Genomic DNA, 25170 nt, shown 5'->3' on the forward strand with positions numbered 1-25170 from the left:
AATACTAATACTTTAAATTCTTCATGCTTTTACAAATTATAGTTATCATCAGGAACCTCTTTTAAGTCTTTGCTCATGTTAATAGCTGATCAGGTGCGAAACCTGTCAATAGGTACTGTTCTGACTTTAAGAAATAAAAAAGGAGGATAACCCTATACCGTCAACATCATAATTACTACGTGTCATGCCCGGGCGCAAAGTGCCTCCTTTTATTCTGATTTATATAAATATAAAGATATGAGCCCGGGCCGCAGGCATTGCCCTATTAGTCAAAAGTCTCACGCATGCAAGTCTTCTGAGTTTATGCTGTTACCCTGTACAGTTGGAGACGTAAATATGCGCCTACGCTGGGGGCAAATCCGGCATTTGCGGCTTTGCATTTTAAGTAAATGTTAACAACAAAACATCTCTTAAATCATTTCGTAACCCGGCCTATAAATAATGGCTTAAAAAGTGTAACTTTGCGCCATTATTTTCTTGAAAACAAAGCGCTTAATTTCAATGCTTTCTGCTTCAACGACAATAAATAAAATTAATAGCATGAAAAAAATTGTCGACTACAGGAAGCTTTTGGGCGTAAACGAGGCTGCCGAACTACAGGAATTAAAAACCAACTACCGCAATATGATGAAAACCTGGCATCCGGATAAATTCCAGGATGAGAGCAGGGTTGAGGCCGAAGAGAAAAGCAAAACCATTATTGAAGCCTACCATTTTTTGGTAAGCATTGCCCCCGAAACCCGCGGTCAGAGTTTAAACGAATATACACTTACAACTTCGTCATCAAACATTGCCGATTTTGAATACAAATCGCAGGTACTAAAAATTACATTTTTAGATGGTAACGCTTACGAGTATTTTGATGTACCAAAGGCGGTTTATATAAAGCTGATCAATGCCGATTCGCCAGGGAGGTTTGCCCGCAGGCATATTTATAACGAATATGTTTACAGGAGCGTGAATAAGCTTGTTGCAACGGCGTAAGTTTTTAAGTTCGAAGTCTTAAGTCCCAAGCCTTAAGTCAGAAGTCTAAAATCGTAGGTTAATTTTGACTCAGGACTTCCGACTTAAGACTACTGACTCAGAACTTCTCCTTCAAGCCCGGTTATTCAACCGTTCGTAATCTTCAATGGTATCAATATCAATAGCTCCCAGGGCAAAGGGGACTGTTGCCACATCGTCGGGATATAGGCCAATCAGCTTTTTAGCGCCTTCGTTCCCCGTTAAACTCTTCAGCTCGCCGAAGTGCTTTTTATCAAATAAAGCGGGTACGCCAAAGGTGTTTTTGTATTCACATGCAACAATACCGCTATCGTTTTCTGCTTTTCGTTCTGTTAACTGGTAAATAAGCCAGGAGTCAACAAAAGGTTGATCGCATAGCATCAATATGGCCGATGTTGTTAACGGTTCAAGCTTTTGCAGCTCTGCTACCCCTAACCTGATAGATGAAGCCATACCTTCTTCCCATTGCGGATTATAAGCAATGTTCACCTGTTGGTCGGATATGTTTGGTCTAATCTCGTCTTCATTGGCTCCCAGTACTACCAGCACAGTTTCGCAACTGGCAGAAGTTAGTGCCGTTTGTATAGCTCTTTGTAATAATGTTTTCCCCTGGTAAACAAGGTTTTGTTTTGGCGATCCAAAGCGGCTTGATGAGCCCGCGGCAAGTATGATTATCCCGGTCATGCGTTTGTTAATTACTGTTAGTGCATAGGCTGCTGTATAATCTGCTCCGGTTCGCGGCTATGGATACTGGTTTTATAACGTAATGAAGTACCTGCTCTTTTTTTTAGCACTGCCTGCATTTCGGCAATGATGGAGAGCGCAATTTCATCGGCATTTTCTGATCCTATATCCAAACCCGCCGGTCCAAATACGCTTTCTAAGTGCTTTGGAGTGATTTTTATGCCCTCCTGGGCAAATTCATCCAACATTCTTTGCAAACGTTTTTTTGGTCCCAGTACCCCGATGTAAGAGAGACTGAGCGGCAGCAGTTGCTTTAATACGCATTGATCGTAATTATAGTTGTGTGTCATGAGGACAATTAATGTACGTTCGTCAATAATTATTTGCGACAACACGTTTTCCGGTTTTGAAACAATGATTTTTTTGGCAAGCGGGAACCTTTCGGCAATGGCGTAGTTCAACCGGCCATCAACAATATAGATCTGCCAGCCGAGTGTCGCTGCTATTTGCATCAATGGTATGGCATCATTACCTGCGCCAACTATTATCAGCGAAACCGCAGGCTGCAACAACTCAATAAAGCAGGTGAATTTGTCGCCGTATAAATAAGTTTTGGTTACCGAATTGCCATTTACTAAAACATTTTTGGCATCGGCTAATAACGCGTCTTTGATATCTTCGTCGGGAAAATCTCCTGTTATCACTTCGTTTTTATCAAGCAATAAGCATGTACCGGGTTGGGCAGCCTGCTTGTTGTTCATGGTAAAAAGGGTAACAAGTACAACCGGTTCGCGTTTGCTTAAAAACTGCTTAAAAAGTTGGATGGGATTATTCAGTTTACCGGCAAAAATGGGTTCAATCAGTATATGGATAATTCCATTGCAACCCAAACCAACGCCCAGTTTGGCATCGTCATCATCGGTGGTATCATAAGTAACCAGCATGGGCTTGTTTTGGGCCATTACCAGTCGGGCTTTACGCAGGGCGTCACCTTCAAGGCAGCCACCACTTATAGCGCCCGTAAGCTGCCCGTCTTCGGTAATCAGCATGCGAGCGCCGGCACGGCGGTATGATGAGCCTTCTACATGCACAACGGTGGCTAAGGCCGTTTGTAATCCGCTTTTATCAGCCTTATCAAAGGCGTTTACTATGTCTTTTAATTCTTTCACGGGGTGATATGGTAAATTTTGCGAATATCGTGGCGCAAGCAGGATTCCCTGCTTTATAAATTAATGTTATCATGTCTAAGCTATAAAAAAGTACATTTAAACCACAATGTTCAAATTTGTAATTTTTATTTTTACATTAACGTTCATTAAACTTAAAAACCACAGATTTGTTGATTAAATTGTGTACACTGTAAATTTTATAACTTGTTAATAGATAATCACGGCCGAAACATCAATTACCTTCGCCTTGCGGTGACCGACAGGTGCAATCTGCGCTGTTTTTATTGTATGCCCGAGCATGGCCTCAACTGGCTATCCCGTAAGGAACTGATGAGCTACGAGGAAATGCTGCACACCTGTTCCCTGCTGGTAAAAATGGGCATCCAAAAAATCCGTATTACCGGCGGCGAGCCATTTGTACGCAAGGATATTATGACCCTGCTTACCTCTATTTCGCAATTGGATGGATTACAGGACCTGAGTATTACAACAAATGGGGTTTTAACCGCGCCTTTTGTGCCCGAACTTAAAAAAATAGGCGTGCGATCGGTAAATCTTAGTTTAGATACACTGGACGCCAATCGTTTTTTCACCATTACCCGCCGGGACGAATTTGCCAATGTTATGGCCGCTTTAGAGGCTTTGCTRCAGCATGATATCGAGGTGAAAATAAACGCGGTAGTAATGGACGGCAAAAACACGCAGGATATTATTCCGTTGGTTGAAATGACCAAAGATTTGCCCGTAAGTGTAAGGTTTATAGAAGAAATGCCTTTTAATGGCGATGGACACATTTATACCGGTTTGCAGTGGGATTATGTGCGCATACTGGATGAGATTAAAAATAAATATCCGCAGATCCAAAAACTAACCGATCCGGCTTACTCCACATCATATAATTATCAAATACCGGCGCATAAAGGTACAATTGGTATCATAGCAGCCTATTCGCGCACGTTTTGTGGTACCTGTAACCGGATCAGGATAACCCCGCAGGGCGAATTAAAAACCTGTTTATATGATGATGGCGGGCTTAATATTAAGGATTTGATACGCAACGGTGCCAGCGATGATGAATTGCGATCGGTTTTGCTGGATGCTTTTGGCAACCGCGCTGCAGATGGCTGGGAAGCCGAGAAGTCGCGCGTGATACACCCCGGGCTTCATGAATCAATGGCCTCTATCGGGGGGTAGTAAGCTTAAGGCTAAAAGCTAAAAGCAGAAAGCCGATGCAATGAGGGCTCTTATATTTATACACTGCTAAGATCAAGGAAAACGCTTTAGGCTTTCTGCCTTTAGCTTTTAGCTAAAACTATGACAACTGTTGAACAAGCTGAAAAACTAATACTTGCCCAAATAAAAGATTATGGTGATGAAACTGTACCCTTTGAACTGGCACTGGGTAAAGTTTTGGCCGAACCGATAAAGGCCGACCGCGACCTGCCGCCCTTTAACCGGGTAACTATGGATGGCATTGCCATTAATTACCAGGCTGTTGAAAATGGCATCAGCACATTTCATATAAAGGCAACCCAGGCCGCGGGCGATGGACCTGTTGAAATTAGCGACCACAACGAGTGTATCGAGATTATGACCGGGGCGGTTTTGCCGTTGTCGGTCAATACGGTTATCCGTTACGAGGATCTGGAGATGAGGGCAGGTTTAGCCGGTATTAAAGTGGAGGGGATTAAGCAAGGGCAAAATGTTCATGTACAAGGCGCCGATAAAAAACAGCACGAGATATTGGCACCATCGGGCCAGTTGGTTACACCGGCTATCATTAGCCTGGCTGCATCGGTTGGTAAAACTCATTTGCTGGTAAAAAAAATGCCCAAAGTAGTCATTATATCATCGGGCGATGAACTGGTAGATGTGCATGAAACGCCTTCGCCATACCAGATCCGTAAATCAAACAGCTACACGGTTAAAGCGGTTTTGCAGCAGCATGGCCTGCAGCCGGATATCGTACATATCCCGGATGATCCTGAAATTACGAAGACACAAATTCAGCAATGCCTGTTAAGTTATGATGTACTGCTGCTAAGCGGCGGTATTTCTATGGGCAAATTTGATTATATCCCCCAGGCATTGGAAGATTTGCGGGCCGAGAAAATTTTCCATAAAGTGGCACAGCGCCCCGGTAAGCCATTTTGGTTTGGCAGGTACCAGGATAAAGCGCTGGTTTTTGCCTTTCCCGGTAACCCGGTAGCCACATTCATGTGCCTGCACCGGTATTTTTTAACCTGGTTAAATGCAACCTTAGGTTTGGCAGAACAATCGCCCGTTTATGCTGTTTTAGATAAGGATTTTAAGTTTCAGCCCCCTTTGCAATATTATTTGCAGGTGAAACTGAACAGTAATTTGCAGGGACAATTAATGGCATCGCCTGTAGAAGGAAATGGTTCAGGCGATTTTGCTAACTTAGCAGATACCGAAGCTTTTTTAGAATTACCTATGGAAAGGGATGATTTTAAGCAGGGAGAGGTGTTTAGGATATGGAAGTTTGTCTGAACCGGAATTTCAGGAATTTATAGGATTTGCTGAATTATTTCCGCAATTATAAATTACCGTCTGCAAAGCAATTCTTTAATTCTAAAAATTCGTTTAATTCGAGTTCAGATAAAATTATAATGTTAACCCATATAGATAAACAAGGCAACCCATCAATGGTTGATGTATCTGCAAAGCAGGTAACTCATCGTACCGCAACGGCACGCAGCATTGTTGTTTTGCCCGATGAGGTGTTACAATACCTGGCAGATGGTGACCTGATGAGCAAAAAAGGACCTGTTTTTCAAACAGCGATAATTGCTGGCATCATGGCGGCCAAAAAAACCGGCGAGCTGATTCCGCTTTGTCACCCTTTGGGTATGGATAATTGCCAGGTTACTGTTGAAGTGAATGAGCAACAGGAAATTGTGATTGAATGTACCGCGAGCATTACTGCCAAAACGGGTATCGAGATGGAAGCACTTGTTGGGGCCTCTGTAGCGGCGCTTACCGTTTATGATATGTGCAAGGCCATGAGCCATGATATTGTGATAAAAGAAACCAAACTGATAGCAAAAACAGGAGGTAAACGTGATTTTAAAAGAGCATAATCCCGAAGGCAAGCATAAAAAACACGCCAAACTGGCAAGGCCTTCCACCGGGAATTTTGGAAGAAACGAGTGGGCAATTGTTGGCGGGCCGTGTACAGTAATAAAATTACTGGCCGATGATGTAATAGCTGCTTTATCCGCAAGCTATAAATGTGCTTATGCCGATACTGCACACAATCATGATATTACACAGGTGCCAGGCCGGTTGGCAAGTGGCGCTATTGTGGATTATACCGACCAGGTAAACTACCAGCAATTTAACTTTCAAAACCCGCTGATGCCTTACCAGCTTAAACAGCAATTTGCCAATGCCGACCTGGTACTGGTGAACGGTAACCACCAGCAGGCAAACGCGCAGGTTGTTATTATCGATATTAATAAAAAGGCGTCACTACAAAAACGGGTTGAACAGTTAACCAACGTACAGCTGTTTTTATTAGCCGAATACAGCGACGAGCCTTTTGATTTTATAAAGGAGGCTATTCCCAACTGGCAACAGATCCCCGTTTATAAAATAGCGGACAGGGAAAGGATTATAGCTTTTTTTGAAACCAATTTACTGCAGGTAAGGCCTGTATTAAACGGATTGGTTTTGGCAGGTGGGCAAAGCCTGCGCATGGGGTTTGATAAAGGGAACGTAAACTGGCATGGCAAGGCCCAGCGCTACTACATGGCTGATATGCTAAAGCCTTTCTGCAACGAGGTTTTTATTTCCTGCAGGCCCGGTCAGCAAGGCGAAATAGATAAGCAATACCCATCGCTGGAAGACACCTTTACGGGGCTTGGTCCCTTTGGGGCGATATTATCTGCATTCAGGGAACAACCGGATAGCGCCTGGCTGGTTATCGCCTGCGATCTGCCTTTGATGGATGAGGGCACCCTGCGTAATTTAGTGGCCTGGCGTAACAGTTCTTCCATCGCAACAGCCTACCATAGTCCTGTTACAGAATTTCCTGAACCGCTTATTGCTATTTGGGAGCCAAAAAGTTATCCTGTGTTATTATCTTATTTGGCGCAGGGGTATTCTTGTCCGCGCAAGGTGCTCATCAATACCGATATCACACTATTAAACCCGCCAGAGCCGGAGGCATTAACCAATGTGAACACGCCCGATGAACTGGAGAGAATAAAACGGGTTATACATCAAAAAACAGCCACAAGCTAATGGATACCGATGATCTGAGATATAGCTGCCAAATTGCCCTGCCTGGTTTCAGCGAAGCCATACAGCAGCTATTGCAGCAGGCAAAAGTACTGATAGTAGGAGCAGGAGGGCTGGGTTGCCCGGCTGCACAGTACCTAACATCAACAGGAGTTGGTACTATAGGCATCGCCGATTTTGATGTGGTTTCTGTAAGTAATCTGCATCGCCAGGTTTTGTATACGCCCGGCGATATTGGAAAGGAAAAAACCATGCTTGCCTGCCATCGTTTGCAAAAACAAAATCCGGGTATAAAGCTGGTGCCTCATAGGGATAAGATCACTTCGGCAAATGTTTTAGAGATTGTAAGCCGGTACGATATTGTAGTTGATGGCACCGACAACTTCGAGACCCGTTATTTATTAAATGATGCCTGTGTTTTAAGTGGGAAGCCCCTGGTTTATGGAGCTATTTACCAGTTTGAAGGCCAGGTAGCTGTATGGAATGTACTTAATAAGGATGGGCAATGGTCACCCAATTACCGCGATCTTTTCCCCGAGGTGGATGCCACCCAGATTCCTAATTGTACAGAAGGTGGTGTGATCCCTACATTGGCGGGTATTATAGGCAGTATGCAGGCCAACGAAGTAATTAAATACATTACCAAAACCGGCGAACTGCTTGCCGGTAAAGTATTGATCTTTGATGCCCAAAGCATGCAGAGCCGCATTATTAAAATTGGGTTGGTTACCAAAACGCATATCAGGCATTTGGCTGCTACGGTTACTTTTTTAACCATATCTGCAGAAGAACTTAAAAAACGCATGCAGGAAGATGATACTATTGAACTGATTGATGTACGTACAATTCAGGAACGTGATGCCTATGATATCGGCGGCACCCATATTCCATTAGATGAGCTGGAAGAAGATATGCCATACTTTACCAGTACCAATACTAAAGTGTTGTATTGCTCAACCGGCAAAAGAAGCGCCGAAGCGGTAAAGCTGATCCTGAAAAGGATTCCCGAGGCTGATGTATTATCGCTGGAAGGTGGATTGAGTTCATATACAGAATAGGCAGATGATATGTTTCCTGCGGGTAAAATACTATCCGTTTTCTTATAAAATCCGAAATCGTAAATCGCAAATCCGAAATAAATCAAGGATGTGCTGCCACCCAGACCTCGCCATCTTCAAAAGCCTCCTTTTTCCAGATGGGTACGGTTTGTTTCAGGGTATCTATAATATAGCGGCAGGCATCAAATGCAGCATCCCGGTGCGCGGCAGATACAGCTATGATCACCGGTATTTCGCCAACTTGTAAGGCCCCTGTACGGTGGTGGATCAATACTTTCTGTACCGGCCATTTTTCAAAGGCCTGGTTGGCTATCTTTTCCATTTCGCTTATTGCCATAGGCTCATAAGCTTCAAAATCGAGTTTTAAAACAGCTTTGCCTTTGGTGGCATTGCGTACGGTACCAATAAATACATCTATTCCGCCAGATTCCGGCGACATCACCCAGTCAATACAGGATTGTGCATTCAGGCTTTCCGCAGAAAGTAATACTTGTATATTGTTCATGGATTGCTTAATCAATTAACGATTTCATCAAATACTTCGGCGACTCATGGTAACCCTGGCGCCCATAAAAACGATGCGCGTCAACCCGGCGCGAGTGGCAATGCACCTCTATCCGGTCGCATTTTTTTTCCGTGGCCAAATTTGTAAAATGTTCCTCCAATAATTTTCCAACTCCTTTGCTGCGGGCATTCTCGTCTACGGCAAAACAACTTATCCTTGCAAAACTGCCTTTAACTACCAATTGTGTTAAAAAATCAAAAGCAATAAAGCCTGCAACCTGCCCATCCAATTCATAAACCAAAGCTTCCGATTGTGGCTGACTAAGCATCTGTTCCAGGTTCTCCGCTAAAAAAGCTTCCGTACCCGGATAACCCAATTGATCCAGTAAGTTTGATATAGCAGGCTGATCGGCCAAAGTGGCTCTTCTGATACTCATTTTTTTATGATAAAAGATTGAAGGAATAAGGATTGAAAGAACAAGGAGCAAGGATTGAACGAACAAGGATAAAGAAATCTTGTATATGTTTAAACGAACAGAAAATAAGTCCTTGCTCTTTTGTCCAAAAATCCTTTGTCCAAAAAAACTATCCCCCGCTTACCGGCGGAATAATAGCTATTTCGTCGCGTTCGTGGATAGTATCGCCGGGTAAAGCATACTCGTTATTTACGGCAACCATATACGATGCCAATTGCTTTAAGCGTGGATATTGCTGCTCAAGTACATACTTTAAATTGTAAATGGTAGCGTCATTTGTTAATTCCAAACTTACCAGCGAACTTCCGAATATCTCCTTTGTTACACCAAATGCCAGCACATTGATCTTCATCTCTCAAAATTAGGGCAAAAAGAGATATAATATACCATAGAATTATAAATAATTGATATTCAAAAACTCACCCTTTAGCAAGCCGGCGAACTAAACAACTTGTATGCTAAATTGTATATTTACATATGGCCGTTAAATCCACACATCAAATACCTGTTGTTAAAGTTACAGCTGCAACCAACATCCGGGCAACCGATGCGCTTGCTATTGAAGAACCCCTGGAGATAAGGCTGGAGTATGGAAAGGAAGGGCAACAGCAGGTACAGAATATTTCGGTTACCATGCGTACGCCGGGGCACGATGCCGAACTTGCGAACGGTTTTTTATTTACAGAAGGTATTATAAAAAATGCGGATGATATTACGTCCACCGCTCATTGCTTTATTGCCTGTGCAGAAAACAAGGAAAATGTAATCCAGGTTACCTTAAATCCCGGTGTTGTACCGCTCCTGCAAAATAGCAGGCGTAATTTTTATACCACATCAAGCTGCGGGGTATGCGGCAAGGGCTCTATTGATGCCATTCGTACGGTAAGCAATTTTAGCGGCCTGGTAGCAGATCAGGATGCCGTTGCTGCGGATATTTTATACCGGCTGCCCCTTATTTTACAAAGGAATCAACGGATATTTGCTGATACCGGCGGTTTGCATGCGTCGGCTTTATTCACCACGCAAGGCGAATTATTATTATTGCGCGAGGACGTAGGCAGGCACAACGCGCTGGATAAATTAATAGGGGCGGCCCTTGGTTATGGCTGGCTCCCCCTGCAGCAAACTATACTGCTTTTAAGCGGCAGGGCAAGTTTTGAGCTGGTACAAAAGGCGGTTATGGCCGGGATTAATATCATTGCGGCAGTAGGCGCTCCGTCAAGCCTGGCCGTACAATTAGCCGAAGAATTTAATATTACCCTGATAGGTTTCCTGCGCGACGAGCGTTTTAATATTTACACCGCGGCACACCGCGTATTGATACCAAATTATGAAAATACGTATTAAAGGCAATTCATTAAGATACAGGCTTACCAAAAGCGATGTAGTGCAACTGGCAGAGGAAGGCCACTTGCAGGAAGAAGTCGACTTTGGCAGCCAGCAGTTATATTATGCCATTAAAGTGGTTGAGGATGATCACCTATCGTCGATATTCAGGGAGAATACCATTATCCTGTTTGTACCCAATGATGTGATCAGAGCGCTTGCGGAAACGGATAAGGTTGGTTTTGAGGGTAAACACGGCAGCCTACACTTACTGGTAGAGAAAGATTTTACCTGCCTTGATAATGTGGCCGAAGATCAGAGCGACAACTACCCCAATCCTTTAGCCGATAAAAAGTGATGAATAAGGATGCTAAAGAACAGCCGTCGGCAGAAAACCCTGAAGAGTTGCTCGACCTGAAAATCAGCAAGCCAAAAGTATGGGCAGCCGGCATTCCCGCGGTAACTGTTGCTATGGTTGATATTTTGCAGGAATCGGGCTTTGTGCGCGGTATGGAAGGCCTGTTTAAAATGAACAAGAAGGATGGCTTTGACTGCTCTGGCTGTGCCTGGCCCGATCCGGACGACGACCGGTCGCCCATTGCCGAATATTGCGAGAACGGGGCAAAAGCCCTTGCAGAGGAAGCTACAACCAAAAAACTCACAGCTGAATTCTTCGCGCAAAACGCTGTTGCCGATCTGGCTAAATTGAATGACTACGAGATAGGTAAAAAAGGGCGGATAGCACAACCCATGTACCTGTCAAAAGGAGCCACTCATTATCAACCTGTTAGCTGGGACGACGCTTTTAAGAAGATAGCCGCTAAGCTCAATAGCCTTGCCTCACCAAATGAAGCCGCGTTTTATACCTCTGGTCGCACCAGCAACGAGGCCTCTTTTACCTACCAGTTATTTGTAAGGGAGTTTGGCACCAATAACCTGCCCGATTGCTCAAACATGTGCCATGAATCTACCGGTGTTGGTTTGGCCGAGGCGATAGGTATAGGCAAGGGCACAGTTACCCTTAATGATTTTTATGATACCGATGTGATCATCATCATAGGCCAAAACCCGGGCACCAACCACCCAAGGATGCTTACTGCGCTGGAAAAGGCCAAAAAGAACGGATCTAAAATAATTGCGGTAAACCCCTTGCACGAGGCCGGGCTGATGGGGTTTAAAAACCCGCAAACAGTAAAAGGTTTCCTGGGAATAACCACCCAACTGGCCGATTTGTACCTGCAGGTAAAGATCAATGGCGATATGGCCCTGCTGAAAGCTATAGAAAAACTGCTGTACAAAGCCGAGCTGGAAAGCCCCGGTAAGGTGTTTGATCATGAATTTATAAAGAACAGCACCCAAGGTTATGAAGTATTCCTGGATCACCTTAATCAATTTGATATAAACCATTTAGCCAATGAGGCTGGTGTCCCCCTGGATCAGCTTCAGCAGGCTGCCGACATGCTGAAGAACAAAAGCCGCATTATTATTTGCTGGGCTATGGGCGTTACGCAACATAAAAACGGGGTAGATACCGTAAAGGAGATAGTCAATCTTGCTATTCTGAAAGGCGCCATAGGTAAGCCCGGTGCGGGTTTATGCCCGGTACGCGGGCATAGCAATGTACAGGGCAACCGCACAATGATGATATTTGATAAACCGCAGCCCCGGCAACTGGATAAGCTTAAAGAGGTTTTTGGCTTTGAGCCCCCGCGCAGGCATGGTTATGATGTGGTTGAAACCATACAGGCCATGCATAGGGGTAAGCTTAAAGTCTTTTTCGCCATGGGCGGTAACTTTCTTTCGGCTACGCCGGATACTACTTACACGGCCGAGGCTATGCGCAAACTGGAAATGTCGGTCCACGTATCAACCAAGCTTAACCGCAGCCATTTGGTACATGGCGATGAAGCGCTCATATTGCCAACCCTGTCCCGTAGTGATAGGGATATGGTTGGGGGCGAAGCCCAGTTCATCAGCTGTGAAAACTCGATGGGTGTGGTCCAGATGTCAAAAGGTATGCTTAAACCTGTTTCTAAAGATCTGCTGAACGAGAACCAGATAGCTTGCCGCCTGGCTAAAGCTACGTTGGGCAGCCGCTCGGTTGTCGACTGGGATACCTATGCAAATAGCTATGATGCTGTGCGCGATATAATTGCCAAAGTAATCCCTGGTTTTGAGGACTATAACCAAAAGGTGCGCATCCCCGCGGGTTTTTACCTGCCCAATGGCCCGCGTGTGGGTAAGTTTAAAAGTGTGCAGTATGGTGATAAAATAGGCTTTAATATTGCCGGTCTGCCCCAACACCAAATGGCCGCAGGGGAATACCGGATGGCCACTATCCGCAGCCATGACCAGTTTAATACTACCATTTACGGGCTGAACGACCGCTACCGCGGAATCCACAACGAGCGCCGGGTGATATTCATGAATGAGAAGGACATTGCCAAAGCCGGTTTCAAGGAAGGGGAGCATGTAGACCTTTACAATAATTTTGGCGGGGTTGAGCGTGTGGCCCGCCTGTTTGTGGTGGTTCCCTACAACATCCCTGAAGGCAACACCGCGACTTACTACCCCGAAGCCAATGTGCTGATCCCGATTGATAGCGTGGCCGAGAAAAGCAATACGCCCACCTCAAAACTGGTGTTTATCAGCATCAAAAAACACCTGGATAATTAAATGCTATAAAACCTGGTTTATACTTAAAAATCATTAAAAAATCGAGAAATATTAAGAAAAATCTGTATTAAATAGCAGAAAAGTATTTGAAAAAATGAGATTTATTTAGATTGAAAAAATATCAATAAGCTTATTTTAAGTTTGTTAATTAAAAAGTAGAGATTTTCAATATTTCAAGGAGCTTTTTTGCCAAAACAGCCCGGTTATTCTATAAAGATAACCGGGCTGTTTGCTATGCAAATTTACGAAAAATTGACGGCTTTGAAAAATCGGCAAAACAATTATAAAACAACTCACTTCCATTTGTGGGCATTCACCATCAATTGTTTTGTACTTCGGGGCGAACTTATCGGTCAGTAAGCCAAAAAATATATTTAGCTGATGTTAAGTTACTGCTTTGCGGTGTTTATTTATTGTTAGTAAAAAATGTGCTTTTGATGAAGTGTTAATGTGTTTGTTAAGTTAAAAACACCATTTAGTTAACAAATTCTAAACGTGTAAAAATTCAGAATTGCTACAGATTTGATAGGGTTTATTTGCGCAAAATAATGCGTTAATGAAACAAATTTACACCGCTTTAATTCTTTTTTTCTTCATTCCATCTTCTTATGCTTCAACTATAACCGGGTATGTTTTTGATAAAGTAGTTAATGAACAACTTGTAGGAGCTACAGTAGCCTTAAAACCAGGCACTATTAAATCGGTTTCCATGCTTAATGGAAAATACGCCCTAAATAACATCAAAGCCGGAAGTTATAGGGTAAGAGTTTCTTATATAGGGTATTTACCCATTGATACAACTGTACAAGTTGGCGATAATGTAGATTTAAAGCTAAACTTTTACCTCGTTTCAAATACATCCAGCCTAAAAACGGTAACAATTTCGGCAAATGGCAGCAGAGAATCTGACAGGTACGCAAAAAGGGCCGAGCAAAGGGCCGATAACCTGGTTAACATAGTTTCGGCCAATTCAATTGCCATTTCGCCCGATATTACCGTAGCCAATGTGCTGGCACGTGTTCCGGGTGTTTCTGTCGAACGGGGTAATAGCGGCGATGGCCAATATGCCATTATCCGGGGAATGGATAAAAAATACAACACCACTTTAGTAAACGGTGTGAAAATTCCCAGCCCGGATAATAAGAACCGCTATGTACCGCTGGATATTTTCCCGGCCGACCTGGTTGAACGCATTGAAATTGCAAAATCATTAACGCCGGATATGGAAGGCGACGCAACCGGCGGATCGATTAACCTGGTTATGAAAACAGCACCCGACGAACTGAGGGTGGAGGGTAATGTTGGAGCGGGCTATAGTCAATTATTTAGTGACCGGTCATTTAAAGGGTTTAACACATCTTCAGTAAATGAAAAATCGCCTGCCGAATTAAGGGGAACGGGTACCGCAGCCAACATTTCTGACTTTCCGTATCAAAACCTGATTACCACTAATAAGAATACTCCTGTAAATACCAATGTAAGCTTAACAATAGGAAACAGGTTTTTGAATAAAAAACTGGGCGTTATTTTTTCAGGCACTTACCAAAACACTTATGCTGGTAATAACACATTCCGTTTGGTTGAAAACGCCACATTGGCCCCGGCTGCCGGCGCTAATGCCGAAATGATCCAGGTTTTTCCGGAGTACCTCGATAGAAAATACTCCTTGCTTACAAACAGGCTGGGACTTATCTCAACTATCGATTATAAGTTTGATCACGATAATTCAATCAGCCTATTTGGTACCTACCTGCAATTAAACGAAAACAGGGTAAGACTTACTAATGATTTACTGTTAGGCAATTACTCGTATAACGGCTATACCGGTGGTTTTCAGCAAAGTTATGAAACGGAAACAAGGCAAACTCTGCAAAGTATTTACAGCACAATACTACACGGGAACAATAAATTAGCCAATTTTTTAACTACCGACTGGTCATTAGTGCTTTCGCAGGCAAAGCAGGAGCTGCCGGATATAGCATCGTTTAACACAACTCAAGAAATTAGCCCTAATTCATCCGGTACAGCTACCTCGCTTGCTTATGGACCGGTGGAAACGCGTCCGCAAACAAGGGAATGGTCACATAATACAGATAAGGACCTTGCAGGCTATTTAAACTTTCATTACGATAAACCTATAGCGGGGCATAAATCTATTTTAGGGTTTGGAGCAATGTTCAGGCATAAAAGCAGGGATAACTATGATAATATATATAAATTAAGTGCGCTGAATGATCGTGATTCAAGTTACCAAAAATACGTTTCAATCCCTGCATCTCAATTTACATTTGCGCCTTATACCGACGCATTCGGAAACTCGTTAAGTAATGCCGGGGTTTATACATTTACAGAAAATGTACGTGCAGGCTATATACAGGAAAAATATTTTATTAATGATCGTATCGACGTTGTATTAGGTTTAAGAGTAGAAACCACGCGCCAACATTTCGATTCCTCGTTACCTGCAACTTTTGCCGGCAAATCGGGCACTATAAACTACGTTGATTATTTACCAAGCCTAAACGCCAAATATTCACTTTCCAACACGCAGGCGCTTCGCCTTTCCTATTTTAAATCAATTTTTCGTCCTGCTTATGCCGATCTGGTAACTTATCCAAGCAAAACTGAATCTGATAACTTCACTACATCGGGTAATCCTAATCTGCAGCATACGGTTGTTGATAATTACGACTTTCGTTACGAGGTATTCCCAAACGGACTTGATCAGTTCATGGTGGGCGCGTTTTATAAAAGAATTGTTGATCCTATTGAATATGGATTAACGCAAAATAGTTATGCGGCCGATTTGCTGTTAATTCCGGAGAATTATGGTACAGCCCATAATTACGGCCTCGAGATGGTTTTCAGAAAGTTTTTTGGTGTGTTTGGAGTGGCCGGTAATTATACCTATACACATTCGCGCATTAGCTCGGTTAAAGAATTTGATTATACCGATCCGGCAGACAATAGTTTTCACAAAACGTTTGTCAACCTTCCACGACCATTGCAGGGGCAGTCTGCCAATGTTGGTAATTTTTCATTGCTATATAAGGATACAAGACATAGCATAGATGCACAGTTAGCCTTGGTTTATACGGGTGAAAGAATAAATACCCTTTCTAAATACAAGGATTTAGACAATTGGGAAAAGGCCACTGTCAACCTCGATTTTTCCGGACAAAAGGAGTTTGGCAAACATTATATCATTTATATAAAGGCGAATAATTTATTGAATACCCCATATCAATTAATAGTGAAACAAACTAACAGGGGATATAGCGGCAATTATAAGTTGCCGATGCAGAATAGCCCGGATTATGCTACCATCGAAAATGCAAAATACTATGCCAGGTATACACTTGGTTTCAGATTCAAATTTTAAAACAAATAACAATAACCGATTAATTATGAAAAATTTAAGAAATGCACTGGTTTGCCTATCCGTATTGGCACTCGCAGCTTGCAGCAAAAGTAAAGATAACGCCGTGATATCGGTTCCTCTTTTACAGGTAGGGCAGGCCGTAAGCAATACAGCTCCTTTGTCAGGTTCAATCAAAGGAACTATGCTTGCAGGCAAAACATATACCATATCCGGCGATGTTACCATTAATGCTACTGATACACTTTTAATTCAAAAGGGTGTTAAAGTAAATGTTACCAATTCGGCTACGTTTATTGTAAAAGGCACGTTGGTTAGTTTAGGTACAAAAGATGCTCCGGTTACTATAACTGATCCGCGCAGATCCAAAACTACAGGTAATTCAACGGCAGCAACAGATTCTGCCTATGCGGGTGGCTGGGGTGGTATATACGCCGATGTAACCTGTAACTTATTGGTAATTAAATGGACCCACCTTGATTTTGCAGGTGCAGGTTTAAAATCTCCTCCGTTCACCGGCCCATCTACAGGCGACCAATATGCCATTTACTGGCAAAACCCGAACGGAAACTTCATTTTAGAAGATTCATGGATATATGGTACACCTGATGATGCTGTACGTTTTTACGGTGGCCACATCAACATGATGAGAAACACGTTAGAAAAATGTGGCGGCCTTGGCGGCGACGGCTTTAATGCCAAAGGCGGTACCCAGGGTAACATGGCCTATAACCTGATCATCGGCGGAGCTACCAATGGAACAAAATCTGCAAATGATGGTGCAAAATCATCAATTCAGTGCCAGATAGCCATGTACAACAATACCTATGTAAATGGCGGTTTCAGAAACCATGGTGTTTATGGTGCCCGTAGCGGATCTGTTGAAGTAGAAAACAACTCAAGGGCTTTGGCTTACAATAACTTAATTGTTGATTGCGATTTTGGCGTACGCATAGCGGGTGGTAATAATGTTACAGCTAAAGTATACCTAGCCGATACATTAACGCACGCTGATGGCCCTATAACCAAAACGGCCTACGGTTACAACTTTTATTATGCAGATAACGCAGCCATTGCCGGTCAGTTTGTACCTACCAACATAGCCCAGGCTGTAGTTACACATCCGCAAGCAACTGATATTCCAAATATGAAAGCCTTTTTAGGTGCATCATACATATTTGGTTTCAAATATGATGGATCATCATTAGTAGGGAAAAACAATCCATCGTTTGTAAACTATCCGCTTCCAAATTTAAATTTTGTAAACCAGGCATCTGTTGACGGTTTCGATTTTCATCTGCAGTCGGGTTCCCCGGCAATTGGCAAAGGTTATACAGGTTTTACTGCCATAACAAATGTTCCTGTTAATCCTAACTTCGGTTCAAGCGAAATAACGCCGCCAGGAAAAGATATTGGTTGCTACCAGGCAGATGGCACCGGTAATCATCACTAATCGCATATTTTAAATAAAGCTTAATATGACAACCCCATTTAATGTAAACAGTATAACAAAATACATTAAATGCGGGTTGTTTTGTTTTTTAATACTTGTTGCGGCTGCATGTAAAAAAGCGGCTAATACAATGGTGGCTACCCGGGATACCGCAGCCATAAAGCCACCTGTAACACTGGTTACTTTTTTATCTCCTGCCTATGATCCGGCGTCGCTGGATACCACTAAGCTATTTAACCCGGTGCCGGTAACTAATCATCTTTTCAGGACAGATTTGGTAGAGATATCCGGGATAGCGGCAAGCAGGGCAAATCCGGGATTGTTGTATATCCATAATGACAGCGGCAACCCTAACCAGGTGTATCTTACTGATGGGGCCGGAGCAGATAAAGGGACACTGACTTTAACACAGGAAAGTAACCGGGATTGGGAAGACATTGCCGTTGGCCCTGGCCCAGTTGCCGGGAAAAGCTACGTTTACGTGGCCGATATTGGCGATAATGATGCTAAATACAAAACCATACTCATCTACCGTTTTCCTGAACCCGATTTAACAGGAAAGAGTTTGCCGGTTTCCATAGATATAAATGATGTTGATAAGATAGAATTAAAATATCCCGACGGCCCCCGTAATGCTGAAACATTGATGGTTGATCCGCAAACAAAAGATCTTTACATAGCAAGTAAAGAAAATAATGTTTCAAAAATTTATACTGCAAGGTATCCCCAAAATACCACCGCAATAACTACGTTAACTCCGATAGTTAAATTGTTGTTTAATAAAGCTACAGGTGGTGATATTGCTGCCGACGGAACCGAAATTTTGCTCCGAAACAAAGAAGCTATCTGGTATTGGAAATTATCTCCCGGCACCTCAATATCGGCCGGTTTACTTACAAAACGCAATATGCTCCTTATTTTAATAACGAACCGCAAGGCGAAGGGATAGGCTTTGCCGCAGATCGCTCGGGATATTATACCGATACTGAAGTAAGGGACTATCCGGGAACATTGGCTACAATTTCTTTTTATGAAAGGAAATAACAGGGCAAACTTTTTGTCTCCTCAGGGTCTCTCCAATGCTATTAAGTTAAGAGGTTTTTCGCGCAAAGACGCAGATGCGCAAAGTGATTTGCTTATTTTTTCTTAGCGTCTTGGCGTCTTTGCGCGAAACTAAAATTTTAATATTTTCCTTAACTTAATAGCATTGGAGAGACCCTGAGGGGACGAAAATATCCATCCACCCAAACAAAACCAGTACATCATGTTTTTATTAATAAAAAAAGCATTATGTCATTTGATCAATACCACGAACCCGTAAACGAATTATCTGCCGAAACCCGCACCTTTGCCCGGATGATTGTATCCCTTACCGAAGAAGCCGAAGCCATTAATTGGTACGAGCAGCGTATTGCTGTTGAAACCGACAAAGACGCCAAAGCCATTATGCAAAATGCACAGCAGGAAGAGTTTAAACATTTTGGTATGGACCTTGAATTTTTACTGCGCAAAAAACCGGTATGGCGTACCACTTTAAAAGCCATCCTGTTTCAGAAAGGGGATATTGTTGAGCTTGGCTCAAAAGGCGAAGAAGCTGCAGAATAAGATCTTATCGTCATGACCGAAGAAAGAATAAAACTGGTACAGGGCGATATCACCAAAATTAAGGCTGATGCCATAGTGAATGCTGCCAATACCTCACTATTAGGCGGCGGAGGTGTGGATGGCGCCATACATCGCGCGGGCGGTAAAACTATATTGGAGGAGTGTATCCAAATCCGTAACCGGCAGGGTGGCTGCAAAACCGGCGAGGCCGTAATTACTACCGGTGGCAACCTGCCAGCCAAATATGTGATCCATACGGTTGGGCCGGTTTATAACAATGGCGGTAAGGGCGAAGATGCTTTGCTGGCTTCGGCCTATTTAAACAGCCTGAAACTGGCGGCCGAAAACCATGTGGAAACTATTGCTTTTCCCAATATCAGCACAGGCATCTATCACTTTCCCAAAGAGGAGGCTGCCGCTATCGCCATAAAAACCGTTCGGGATTTTTTGGCAGAGAACCAAAGCATTAAACAGGTAACTTTTGTTTGTTTTGATGATGAGAATTGCGGCATATATTCGGACTTGCTGAAATAAGGCCGTCAGAAGAAATAAGCAAATCCCTTTGCGTCTCTGCGTCTTTGCGCGAAAACCTTGGCATTGCTCTCCGGGGCACGCCACTGTTGTTTAAATTGCAAATTGTACCTACTTTCATCCCCCGATGAACAAATACCCCGCTGCCTGTAAAAATTTACAAAAGCTACTGTTGCCTTTATTGCTTTTAACAGCAAGCTTTGCCGGTGCCCAGGAGTTTGGCGGCAACCCGCCATCAATTAAATGGAAACAGGTAAATACACCCGCAGCTAAGGTTATTTTCCCTGCGGGGATGGATTCGGCGGGTATAAAAGTGGCCAATATTGTACAGCAGATGAATGGGCTGGTAAAGCCAACCATTGGCTATAAGCAAAAGCAGATCAGTATTGTTTTGCAAAATCAAACCACCATTGCCAACGCCTATGTTGGGCTGGCGCCTTTCAGGAGCGAGTTTTTTTTAACCCCCGAACAAAACAGTTTTGATATTGGCAGCCTGCCCTGGACGGCTCAGCTGGCCATTCACGAGTACAGGCATGTGCAGCAGTATAATAATTTTAATGTGGGTCTGTCGCGTTTTCTGCATATCCTGTTTGGCGAGGGCGGGCAGGCTTTGGGTAATGATCTATCGGTTCCCAACTGGTTTTTTGAGGGCGATGCCGTATTTAACGAAACCCACGTAAGTCCGCAGGGCCGGGGGCGTTTACCTTACTTTTTTAATGGTTACAGGGCTTTATGGGCTGCGGGTAAAAATTATAGCTATATGAAGCTGCGCAATGGCTCGTACCGCGATTATTTGCCCGATCATTATCCGCTGGGTTATATGCTGGTAGCCTACGGGCGCGAAAAGTATGGTGATAACATCTGGAAGAATGTTACACATGACGCGGCAGGTTTTTACACCGGGTTCTATCCTTTTCAAAGGGCGGTAAAAAAGTATACCGGTACAAGCTTTAAAGCATTTACCAGCCTGGCATTTGATAGTTTTAAAGCCCGGTTACAGGACGATGCCCAGAACATAAATGCCGAACCTGGTGTAAAAATCCCTAAACATTTTGATGCCAACAGGGAATACCCGGCCTTTGTGAACGACAGTACGCTCATCTACATGAAAAGTAGCTATGATGAGATCCCCGCATTTGTAGTAAAAACGGGTAATAGTGAACGTAAGATCAGTACGCGTTCTTACTCGATCGATAATTACTTTGATTACCACGATGGTAAAATAGTATATGCCTCCTACCGTTCAGACCTGCGCTGGGGTTATCGCGATTATAGTGAGCTGATGCTGCTTGATGCTAATACCGGCCAGGAGCGCCGCATTACCCAAAAAGCCAAATACTTTGCGCCTGCTTTTAGTGCCGACGGTAAAAGTATAGTAGCAGTACAGGTTAGTCCATCGGGTGCAAGCCAACTGCATATATTAAACACTGACGGTAACTTGCTTAAAACGGTACCAAACCCGCAAAAGCTATTTTATACCTATCCGAAGTTTTATACAGATGATAAGCTGATTTCTGCAGTGAGGAACCCCGAAGGCAAAATGAGTCTGGCCCTTATTAATAAGGAAACAGGGGATGCCCGGTATTTATTGCCCTTCACTTTTAAGCCGATAGGTTTTTTAGCGGTTAAAGGGGATACGGTATATTTTACAAACGTAGTTAATACCCAGGACAGGTTATTTGCCCTGATGATAAACAGCAACAGGCTTTTCGAATTACTGCCAGCTGCCAGCAGTTTGGCAATAGGCAACTATCAGCCTGCTGTATCTGCCCATAAAATGGCCTGGGTGGGTTTTACAGCTGCGGGGTATCAAATAACCGAAGCAAATAAAAAAGACCTGAAATGGATTGACGCAGGGGATTTATACGCAAACACAAGCCTGCCCGGATTTGGTATTACGGCTTTAACCAAAGATTCATCGGCCAATATGTTGGCTACGGTGGTTGATAAACCGCTGCCGGTTACCGGTTATTCCAAAGCGCATGGACTGTTCAATTTTCACAGCCTGATCCCCAACATCAGCGATCCCAACTATTCCTTTGCCATTACCGGCCAGAACGTTTTAAATACCCTCCAATCCGAGATTTCTTTTGATTATAACAGCAATGAGGGTTATAAGCAATTAGGCTTTGCAGCCGTGTATGGGGCGCTGTTCCCTTACCTGTCTGCCGGGGTTGATTATACTTTAGACAGGCGCGGGTTTACCAAAGGCAACTACGTGTACTGGAACGAAACCCAGTTGCATGGCGGTTTGCAGGTGCCGCTCACTTTTTCGGCAGGTAAACACTTTACCGGCCTCACTTTAGGCAGCGACCTGTATTTTAACCGTACCAGTTTTCAGCAGCCCTACGCGGCTCAATTTGCCGACAGAAGCTATACTTATTTAAACAATTACGTTTCATTTGGTAACCAAACCCAGCGGGCTAAAAAAAATATATACCCCATGTTTGCGCAAAACATTAGTGTAAACTATAAAACGGCAATTGCGGGAGCCAGCGCTACGCAGTTTTTGGCATCGGGTACATTTTACTTCCCGGGCCTGGTAACCAACCACAGTTTTGTGATTAGCCTTGCGCACCAGCAAAAGGGCAAGGATAATGTGATCAGTTACTCCAATGATTTTCCGTTTAGTAAAGGCTATACCGCTCAAAATTTAGATGATATGAATAAGGCAGGGCTTGCCTACCATTTTCCGATAGCCTATCCCGATGCCGGTTTTGGCAATGTTGTGTACCTGCTGCGCATGCGCGGTGCTTTGTTTTTTGATTATACCCACGCCTCATCCGATAATTTTTATACCGATGGCAGCAGCTTTAAGCAAAACTTCCGCTCGGCAGGAGGAACGCTGTTTTTTGATACCAAGTTTTTTAACCAGAACAGCATATCTTTCGGCATAAGGTATAGCCGTCTGCTGGATGAAGATTTTTTTGGCGGAACCGGCAGGAACAGGATAGAGCTGGTTTTACCGGTAACGTTTTTTTAGGAATCCAGAGATAAAATCAAGATACACTCCACACCGTCATTGCTTCGTGTTTTATAATGACGTGTTTGCAAATCGCTGATAGTCAGTGCTTTTTTTTAACCTAATCTATGTCATTGCGAGGCACGAAGCAATCGCATGCTATACAGAGCGAACCTGCACCGTTCGCGATTGCCGCGCTGCGCTCGCAATGACATGGTTGTTGTCGTTGTTGTTTCCTAACTATTAGCCAGTTCAATCAATTTCTTCACCCTGCCCACATCAGTAACATCGGTGGTAAACTCATCGGCAGAGGCGTTGCTCATCAGGATATGATCGTTTTGGTATTGCATTTTACTGTGAACGGACACTCGGGCCGATGAATGCACTTCGGTAACCTTGGTAAAATGAACCAGGTCGGCAACGTTGCTTTCGCTTACGCCGGCGCCGGGCATAATGCTGATGCGCCCTGCCGCCTTTTCTACCAGGTGGTTTAAAACGTTAACGCCCTCTATAGCCGAGCTTTTTCCGCCCGAGGTAAGTATCCGGTCGCAACCTATCTCAATAATGTCTTCAAGGGCCTGGTACAGGTCGTTACACATGTCAAAAGCCCGGTGGAAGGTAACGCCCAGACCCGATTGTTTGGCCAGGCGTACCATTTCGAGGCAGCGTTCTTTATCAACGGTACCATCGGGCTTAAGTATGCCAATTACAACACCGTCGCAGCCTGCTTCAATACAGTACCGTATTTCGGCCATCATTATATCATATTCAAGGTCGGTATATAAAAAATCACCGGCTCTTGGTCGTATCAATACATAAAGTTTTATATGGAGCAGCTTACGGGCCACCAGGATTTGTCCGTGCGATGGGGTAGTACCGCCTTCCTTTAAATTTTCGCAAAGTTCAACCCGCACTGCGCCACCCTCCTGGGCCGCCACTGCCGATGTAGCAGAATTGGCACAAACTTCAAGCGAAACGCGATTGAGGGGTTTAGACTCCTGATTTTTGGTTTTGGACATGTAATACTATTTTGTAGCGGGGTAATAACTCTTGCCCGGTATTAATAAATCCTGTTGTTTAGCGTTACAAACGGCAAACGAGAAGCCGCTTTGTATAGCATAAGCACCATACTCGCCTTTTTTATTGATGGCTAAAAAGCCTACCTGGATCTGCTTCGCGGTATCAGGTTTCTTTTTAATAATGCGGTGAACAGCCTCTTTGCAGGCATCCTCGGGCGATAAGCCCTGGCGCATCAGTTCAACCACCAGGAAACTGCCTACGTTACGGATCACTTCTTCGCCAACACCTGTTGATGTAGCGCCGCCAACTTCGTTATCAACGTATAAACCAGCACCAATAATGGGGCTGTCGCCAACACGGCCATGCAGCTTAAAGGCCATGCCACTGGTAGTACAACCGCCGGATATATTGCCTTTGGCATCAATGGCCAGCATGCCAATGGTATCGTGGTTGTATTTATCGCCGGCTTTATGGCCGTTCTCAATATTCATTACCGGGCTGTATTTGGCTGTTTTAAGCCATTCTTTCCAGATCTTTTCAGATTCCGGCGTTAACAATTTTTCTTTTTTCATACCATGCTCAACTGCAAACTGGGTAGCGCCTTCGCCAACCAGCATTACGTGCGGGGTTTTTTCCATCACCAAACGGGCTACCGATATGGGGTGGGCTATGTCTTCCATCGCAGCTACAGAACCGCAGTTGCCAAATTCATCCATGATACACGAATCCAGCGTTACATGCCCGTCGCGATCGGGCAAACCGGTACGGCCAACGGTATGGCTGCTGATGTCGGTCTGCTCGGGTATGCGGGCACCGGCCTCTATGGCATCAAGCGCGCGGCCACCTTTTTCTAAAGTTTTCCAGGCCTCTTTATTGGCATAAATCCCGAAATCCCAGGTAGATATAACTATAGGTAAAGCAGGATTGGGTTTTAATGAAATAGTTTCTGCTATGGCTGAGTTTGAAATTGCTGCCAGTGAGGCGCCTGCAGCTGATATTTTGATGAATTCGCGGCGGTTATACATACCGCTAATATAGTTAAATCGGGTAAAAAATAAAGCG

The 25170-nt window shown here is 43.8% G+C and carries 22 protein-coding genes; 15 read left to right on the forward strand and 7 right to left on the reverse strand.

The window, feature by feature from the left end:
- The first annotated feature begins 540 nt into the window (after positions 1–540).
- Positions 541–984, forward strand: coding sequence for a KTSC domain-containing protein (locus tag AC1DQW_RS19400; RefSeq protein ID WP_477405234.1), 444 nt, complete (start codon positions 541–543; stop codon positions 982–984).
- Between the two features lie 111 nt (positions 985–1095).
- Here the strand turns inward: AC1DQW_RS19400 and AC1DQW_RS19405 are convergent, their stop codons facing one another.
- Both AC1DQW_RS19405 and AC1DQW_RS19410 read right to left on the reverse strand, forming a co-directional pair.
- A complete protein-coding gene (locus AC1DQW_RS19405) occupies positions 1096–1686 on the reverse strand; it encodes a nucleotidyltransferase family protein (RefSeq protein ID WP_477405232.1) in 591 nt (196 codons plus the stop codon).
- Positions 1687–1703: 17 nt separating this feature from the next.
- Positions 1704–2855, reverse strand: a complete 1152-nt coding sequence (locus AC1DQW_RS19410) for an XdhC family protein (RefSeq protein ID WP_477455586.1) — start codon at positions 2853–2855, stop codon at positions 1704–1706.
- A gap of 204 nt (positions 2856–3059) precedes the next feature.
- On the opposite strand from AC1DQW_RS19410, the gene moaA reads away from it, so the two are divergent.
- From moaA to AC1DQW_RS19435, 5 genes are all read left to right on the forward strand, one after another.
- Positions 3060–4049, forward strand: a complete 990-nt coding sequence (moaA, locus tag AC1DQW_RS19415; RefSeq protein ID WP_477455587.1) for a GTP 3',8-cyclase MoaA — start codon at positions 3060–3062, stop codon at positions 4047–4049.
- A 120-nt stretch (positions 4050–4169) separates the two neighbouring features.
- The gene (locus tag AC1DQW_RS19420) at positions 4170–5366 is read left to right on the forward strand and encodes a molybdopterin molybdotransferase MoeA (protein WP_477455588.1); all 1197 of its coding nucleotides are present in this window, start codon (positions 4170–4172) and stop codon (positions 5364–5366) included.
- A 119-nt stretch (positions 5367–5485) separates the two neighbouring features.
- Complete coding sequence (gene moaC / locus AC1DQW_RS19425) at positions 5486–5956, forward strand: cyclic pyranopterin monophosphate synthase MoaC (RefSeq protein WP_477455589.1); 471 nt, start codon at positions 5486–5488, stop codon at positions 5954–5956.
- Positions 5937–7121, forward strand: coding sequence for an NTP transferase domain-containing protein (locus tag AC1DQW_RS19430; protein WP_477455590.1), 1185 nt, complete (start codon positions 5937–5939; stop codon positions 7119–7121). Before moaC ends, AC1DQW_RS19430 begins: the two co-directional genes overlap by 20 nt.
- Positions 7121–8176, forward strand: a complete 1056-nt coding sequence (locus AC1DQW_RS19435; protein ID WP_477455591.1) for a ThiF family adenylyltransferase — start codon at positions 7121–7123, stop codon at positions 8174–8176. The genes AC1DQW_RS19430 and AC1DQW_RS19435 overlap by 1 nt, the downstream gene beginning before the upstream one ends.
- An 82-nt stretch (positions 8177–8258) precedes the next feature.
- Here AC1DQW_RS19435 and AC1DQW_RS19440 read toward each other — a convergent pair whose 3' ends face one another.
- The 3 genes from AC1DQW_RS19440 to AC1DQW_RS19450 form a co-directional block, all read right to left on the reverse strand.
- Positions 8259–8681, reverse strand: coding sequence for a molybdenum cofactor biosynthesis protein MoaE (locus AC1DQW_RS19440; protein WP_477455592.1), 423 nt, complete (start codon positions 8679–8681; stop codon positions 8259–8261).
- 7 nt (positions 8682–8688) lie between these two features.
- A complete protein-coding gene (locus tag AC1DQW_RS19445) occupies positions 8689–9117 on the reverse strand; it encodes a GNAT family N-acetyltransferase (RefSeq protein ID WP_477415303.1) in 429 nt (142 codons plus the stop codon).
- Positions 9118–9265: 148 nt separating this feature from the next.
- The gene (locus AC1DQW_RS19450) at positions 9266–9508 is read right to left on the reverse strand and encodes a MoaD/ThiS family protein (protein WP_090649787.1); all 243 of its coding nucleotides are present in this window, start codon (positions 9506–9508) and stop codon (positions 9266–9268) included.
- 125 nt (positions 9509–9633) lie between these two features.
- Between AC1DQW_RS19450 and fdhD the strand changes: the two genes are divergently transcribed.
- The 9 genes from fdhD (at position 9634) to AC1DQW_RS19495 (ending at position 23109) form a co-directional block, all read left to right on the forward strand.
- The gene (fdhD, locus tag AC1DQW_RS19455; protein WP_477455593.1) at positions 9634–10503 is read left to right on the forward strand and encodes a formate dehydrogenase accessory sulfurtransferase FdhD; all 870 of its coding nucleotides are present in this window, start codon (positions 9634–9636) and stop codon (positions 10501–10503) included.
- Entirely contained in the window at positions 10487–10840 is a 354-nt protein-coding gene (locus AC1DQW_RS19460) for a DUF7009 family protein (protein WP_477455594.1), read from the forward strand. Before fdhD ends, AC1DQW_RS19460 begins: the two co-directional genes overlap by 17 nt.
- A complete protein-coding gene (locus AC1DQW_RS19465) occupies positions 10840–13158 on the forward strand; it encodes an FdhF/YdeP family oxidoreductase (RefSeq protein WP_477455595.1) in 2319 nt (772 codons plus the stop codon). Before AC1DQW_RS19460 ends, AC1DQW_RS19465 begins: the two co-directional genes overlap by 1 nt.
- Before the next feature lie 556 nt (positions 13159–13714).
- On the forward strand, positions 13715–16540 hold the full coding sequence (locus AC1DQW_RS19470) for a TonB-dependent receptor (RefSeq protein WP_477455596.1): 2826 nt from the start codon (positions 13715–13717) through the stop codon (positions 16538–16540).
- A 25-nt stretch (positions 16541–16565) separates the two neighbouring features.
- A complete protein-coding gene (locus tag AC1DQW_RS19475; protein ID WP_477455597.1) occupies positions 16566–17990 on the forward strand; it encodes a hypothetical protein in 1425 nt (474 codons plus the stop codon).
- 25 nt (positions 17991–18015) lie between these two features.
- Positions 18016–18939 (forward strand): hypothetical protein, encoded by a 924-nt coding sequence (locus tag AC1DQW_RS19480; protein WP_477455598.1) that lies wholly within the window; start codon positions 18016–18018, stop codon positions 18937–18939.
- Positions 18940–19280: 341 nt separating this feature from the next.
- Positions 19281–19595, forward strand: a complete 315-nt coding sequence (locus AC1DQW_RS19485; RefSeq protein ID WP_477455599.1) for a ferritin family protein — start codon at positions 19281–19283, stop codon at positions 19593–19595.
- A 12-nt stretch (positions 19596–19607) separates the two neighbouring features.
- Positions 19608–20129 carry an O-acetyl-ADP-ribose deacetylase gene (locus tag AC1DQW_RS19490; protein ID WP_477455600.1) on the forward strand — a complete coding sequence of 174 codons (522 nt, stop codon included), beginning with the start codon at positions 19608–19610 and terminating at the stop codon, positions 20127–20129.
- A gap of 124 nt (positions 20130–20253) precedes the next feature.
- On the forward strand, positions 20254–23109 hold the full coding sequence (locus AC1DQW_RS19495) for a hypothetical protein (RefSeq protein ID WP_477455601.1): 2856 nt from the start codon (positions 20254–20256) through the stop codon (positions 23107–23109).
- Positions 23110–23324: 215 nt separating this feature from the next.
- Here AC1DQW_RS19495 and AC1DQW_RS19500 read toward each other — a convergent pair whose 3' ends face one another.
- Entirely contained in the window at positions 23325–24107 is a 783-nt protein-coding gene (locus AC1DQW_RS19500; protein ID WP_477455602.1) for a copper homeostasis protein CutC, read from the reverse strand.
- A gap of 6 nt (positions 24108–24113) precedes the next feature.
- A complete protein-coding gene (locus AC1DQW_RS19505; RefSeq protein ID WP_477455603.1) occupies positions 24114–25133 on the reverse strand; it encodes a glycosylasparaginase in 1020 nt (339 codons plus the stop codon).
- Positions 25134–25170 lie beyond the last annotated feature (37 nt).

Source organism: Mucilaginibacter sp. P5_A4, assembly GCF_056400605.1.

Bases quoted from the DNA above. Each gene is read 5' to 3' on its own strand.
- AC1DQW_RS19400 (WP_477405234.1), top strand. From the start codon at position 541: ATGAAAAAAATTGTCGACTACAGGAAGCTTTTGGGCGTAAACGAGGCT.
- AC1DQW_RS19405 (WP_477405232.1), bottom strand. From the start codon at position 1,686: ATGACCGGGATAATCATACTTGCCGCGGGCTCATCAAGCCGCTTTGGA.
- AC1DQW_RS19420 (WP_477455588.1), top strand. From the start codon at position 4,170: ATGACAACTGTTGAACAAGCTGAAAAACTAATACTTGCCCAAATAAAA.
- moaC (WP_477455589.1), top strand. From the start codon at position 5,486: ATGTTAACCCATATAGATAAACAAGGCAACCCATCAATGGTTGATGTA.
- AC1DQW_RS19435 (WP_477455591.1), top strand. From the start codon at position 7,121: ATGGATACCGATGATCTGAGATATAGCTGCCAAATTGCCCTGCCTGGT.
- AC1DQW_RS19440 (WP_477455592.1), bottom strand. From the start codon at position 8,681: ATGAACAATATACAAGTATTACTTTCTGCGGAAAGCCTGAATGCACAA.
- AC1DQW_RS19445 (WP_477415303.1), bottom strand. From the start codon at position 9,117: ATGAGTATCAGAAGAGCCACTTTGGCCGATCAGCCTGCTATATCAAAC.
- AC1DQW_RS19450 (WP_090649787.1), bottom strand. From the start codon at position 9,508: ATGAAGATCAATGTGCTGGCATTTGGTGTAACAAAGGAGATATTCGGA.
- fdhD (WP_477455593.1), top strand. From the start codon at position 9,634: ATGGCCGTTAAATCCACACATCAAATACCTGTTGTTAAAGTTACAGCT.
- AC1DQW_RS19460 (WP_477455594.1), top strand. From the start codon at position 10,487: ATGAAAATACGTATTAAAGGCAATTCATTAAGATACAGGCTTACCAAA.
- AC1DQW_RS19465 (WP_477455595.1), top strand. From the start codon at position 10,840: ATGAATAAGGATGCTAAAGAACAGCCGTCGGCAGAAAACCCTGAAGAG.
- AC1DQW_RS19470 (WP_477455596.1), top strand. From the start codon at position 13,715: ATGAAACAAATTTACACCGCTTTAATTCTTTTTTTCTTCATTCCATCT.
- AC1DQW_RS19475 (WP_477455597.1), top strand. From the start codon at position 16,566: ATGAAAAATTTAAGAAATGCACTGGTTTGCCTATCCGTATTGGCACTC.
- AC1DQW_RS19480 (WP_477455598.1), top strand. From the start codon at position 18,016: ATGACAACCCCATTTAATGTAAACAGTATAACAAAATACATTAAATGC.
- AC1DQW_RS19485 (WP_477455599.1), top strand. From the start codon at position 19,281: ATGTCATTTGATCAATACCACGAACCCGTAAACGAATTATCTGCCGAA.
- AC1DQW_RS19490 (WP_477455600.1), top strand. From the start codon at position 19,608: ATGACCGAAGAAAGAATAAAACTGGTACAGGGCGATATCACCAAAATT.
- AC1DQW_RS19495 (WP_477455601.1), top strand. From the start codon at position 20,254: ATGAACAAATACCCCGCTGCCTGTAAAAATTTACAAAAGCTACTGTTG.
- AC1DQW_RS19500 (WP_477455602.1), bottom strand. From the start codon at position 24,107: ATGTCCAAAACCAAAAATCAGGAGTCTAAACCCCTCAATCGCGTTTCG.
- AC1DQW_RS19505 (WP_477455603.1), bottom strand. From the start codon at position 25,133: ATGTATAACCGCCGCGAATTCATCAAAATATCAGCTGCAGGCGCCTCA.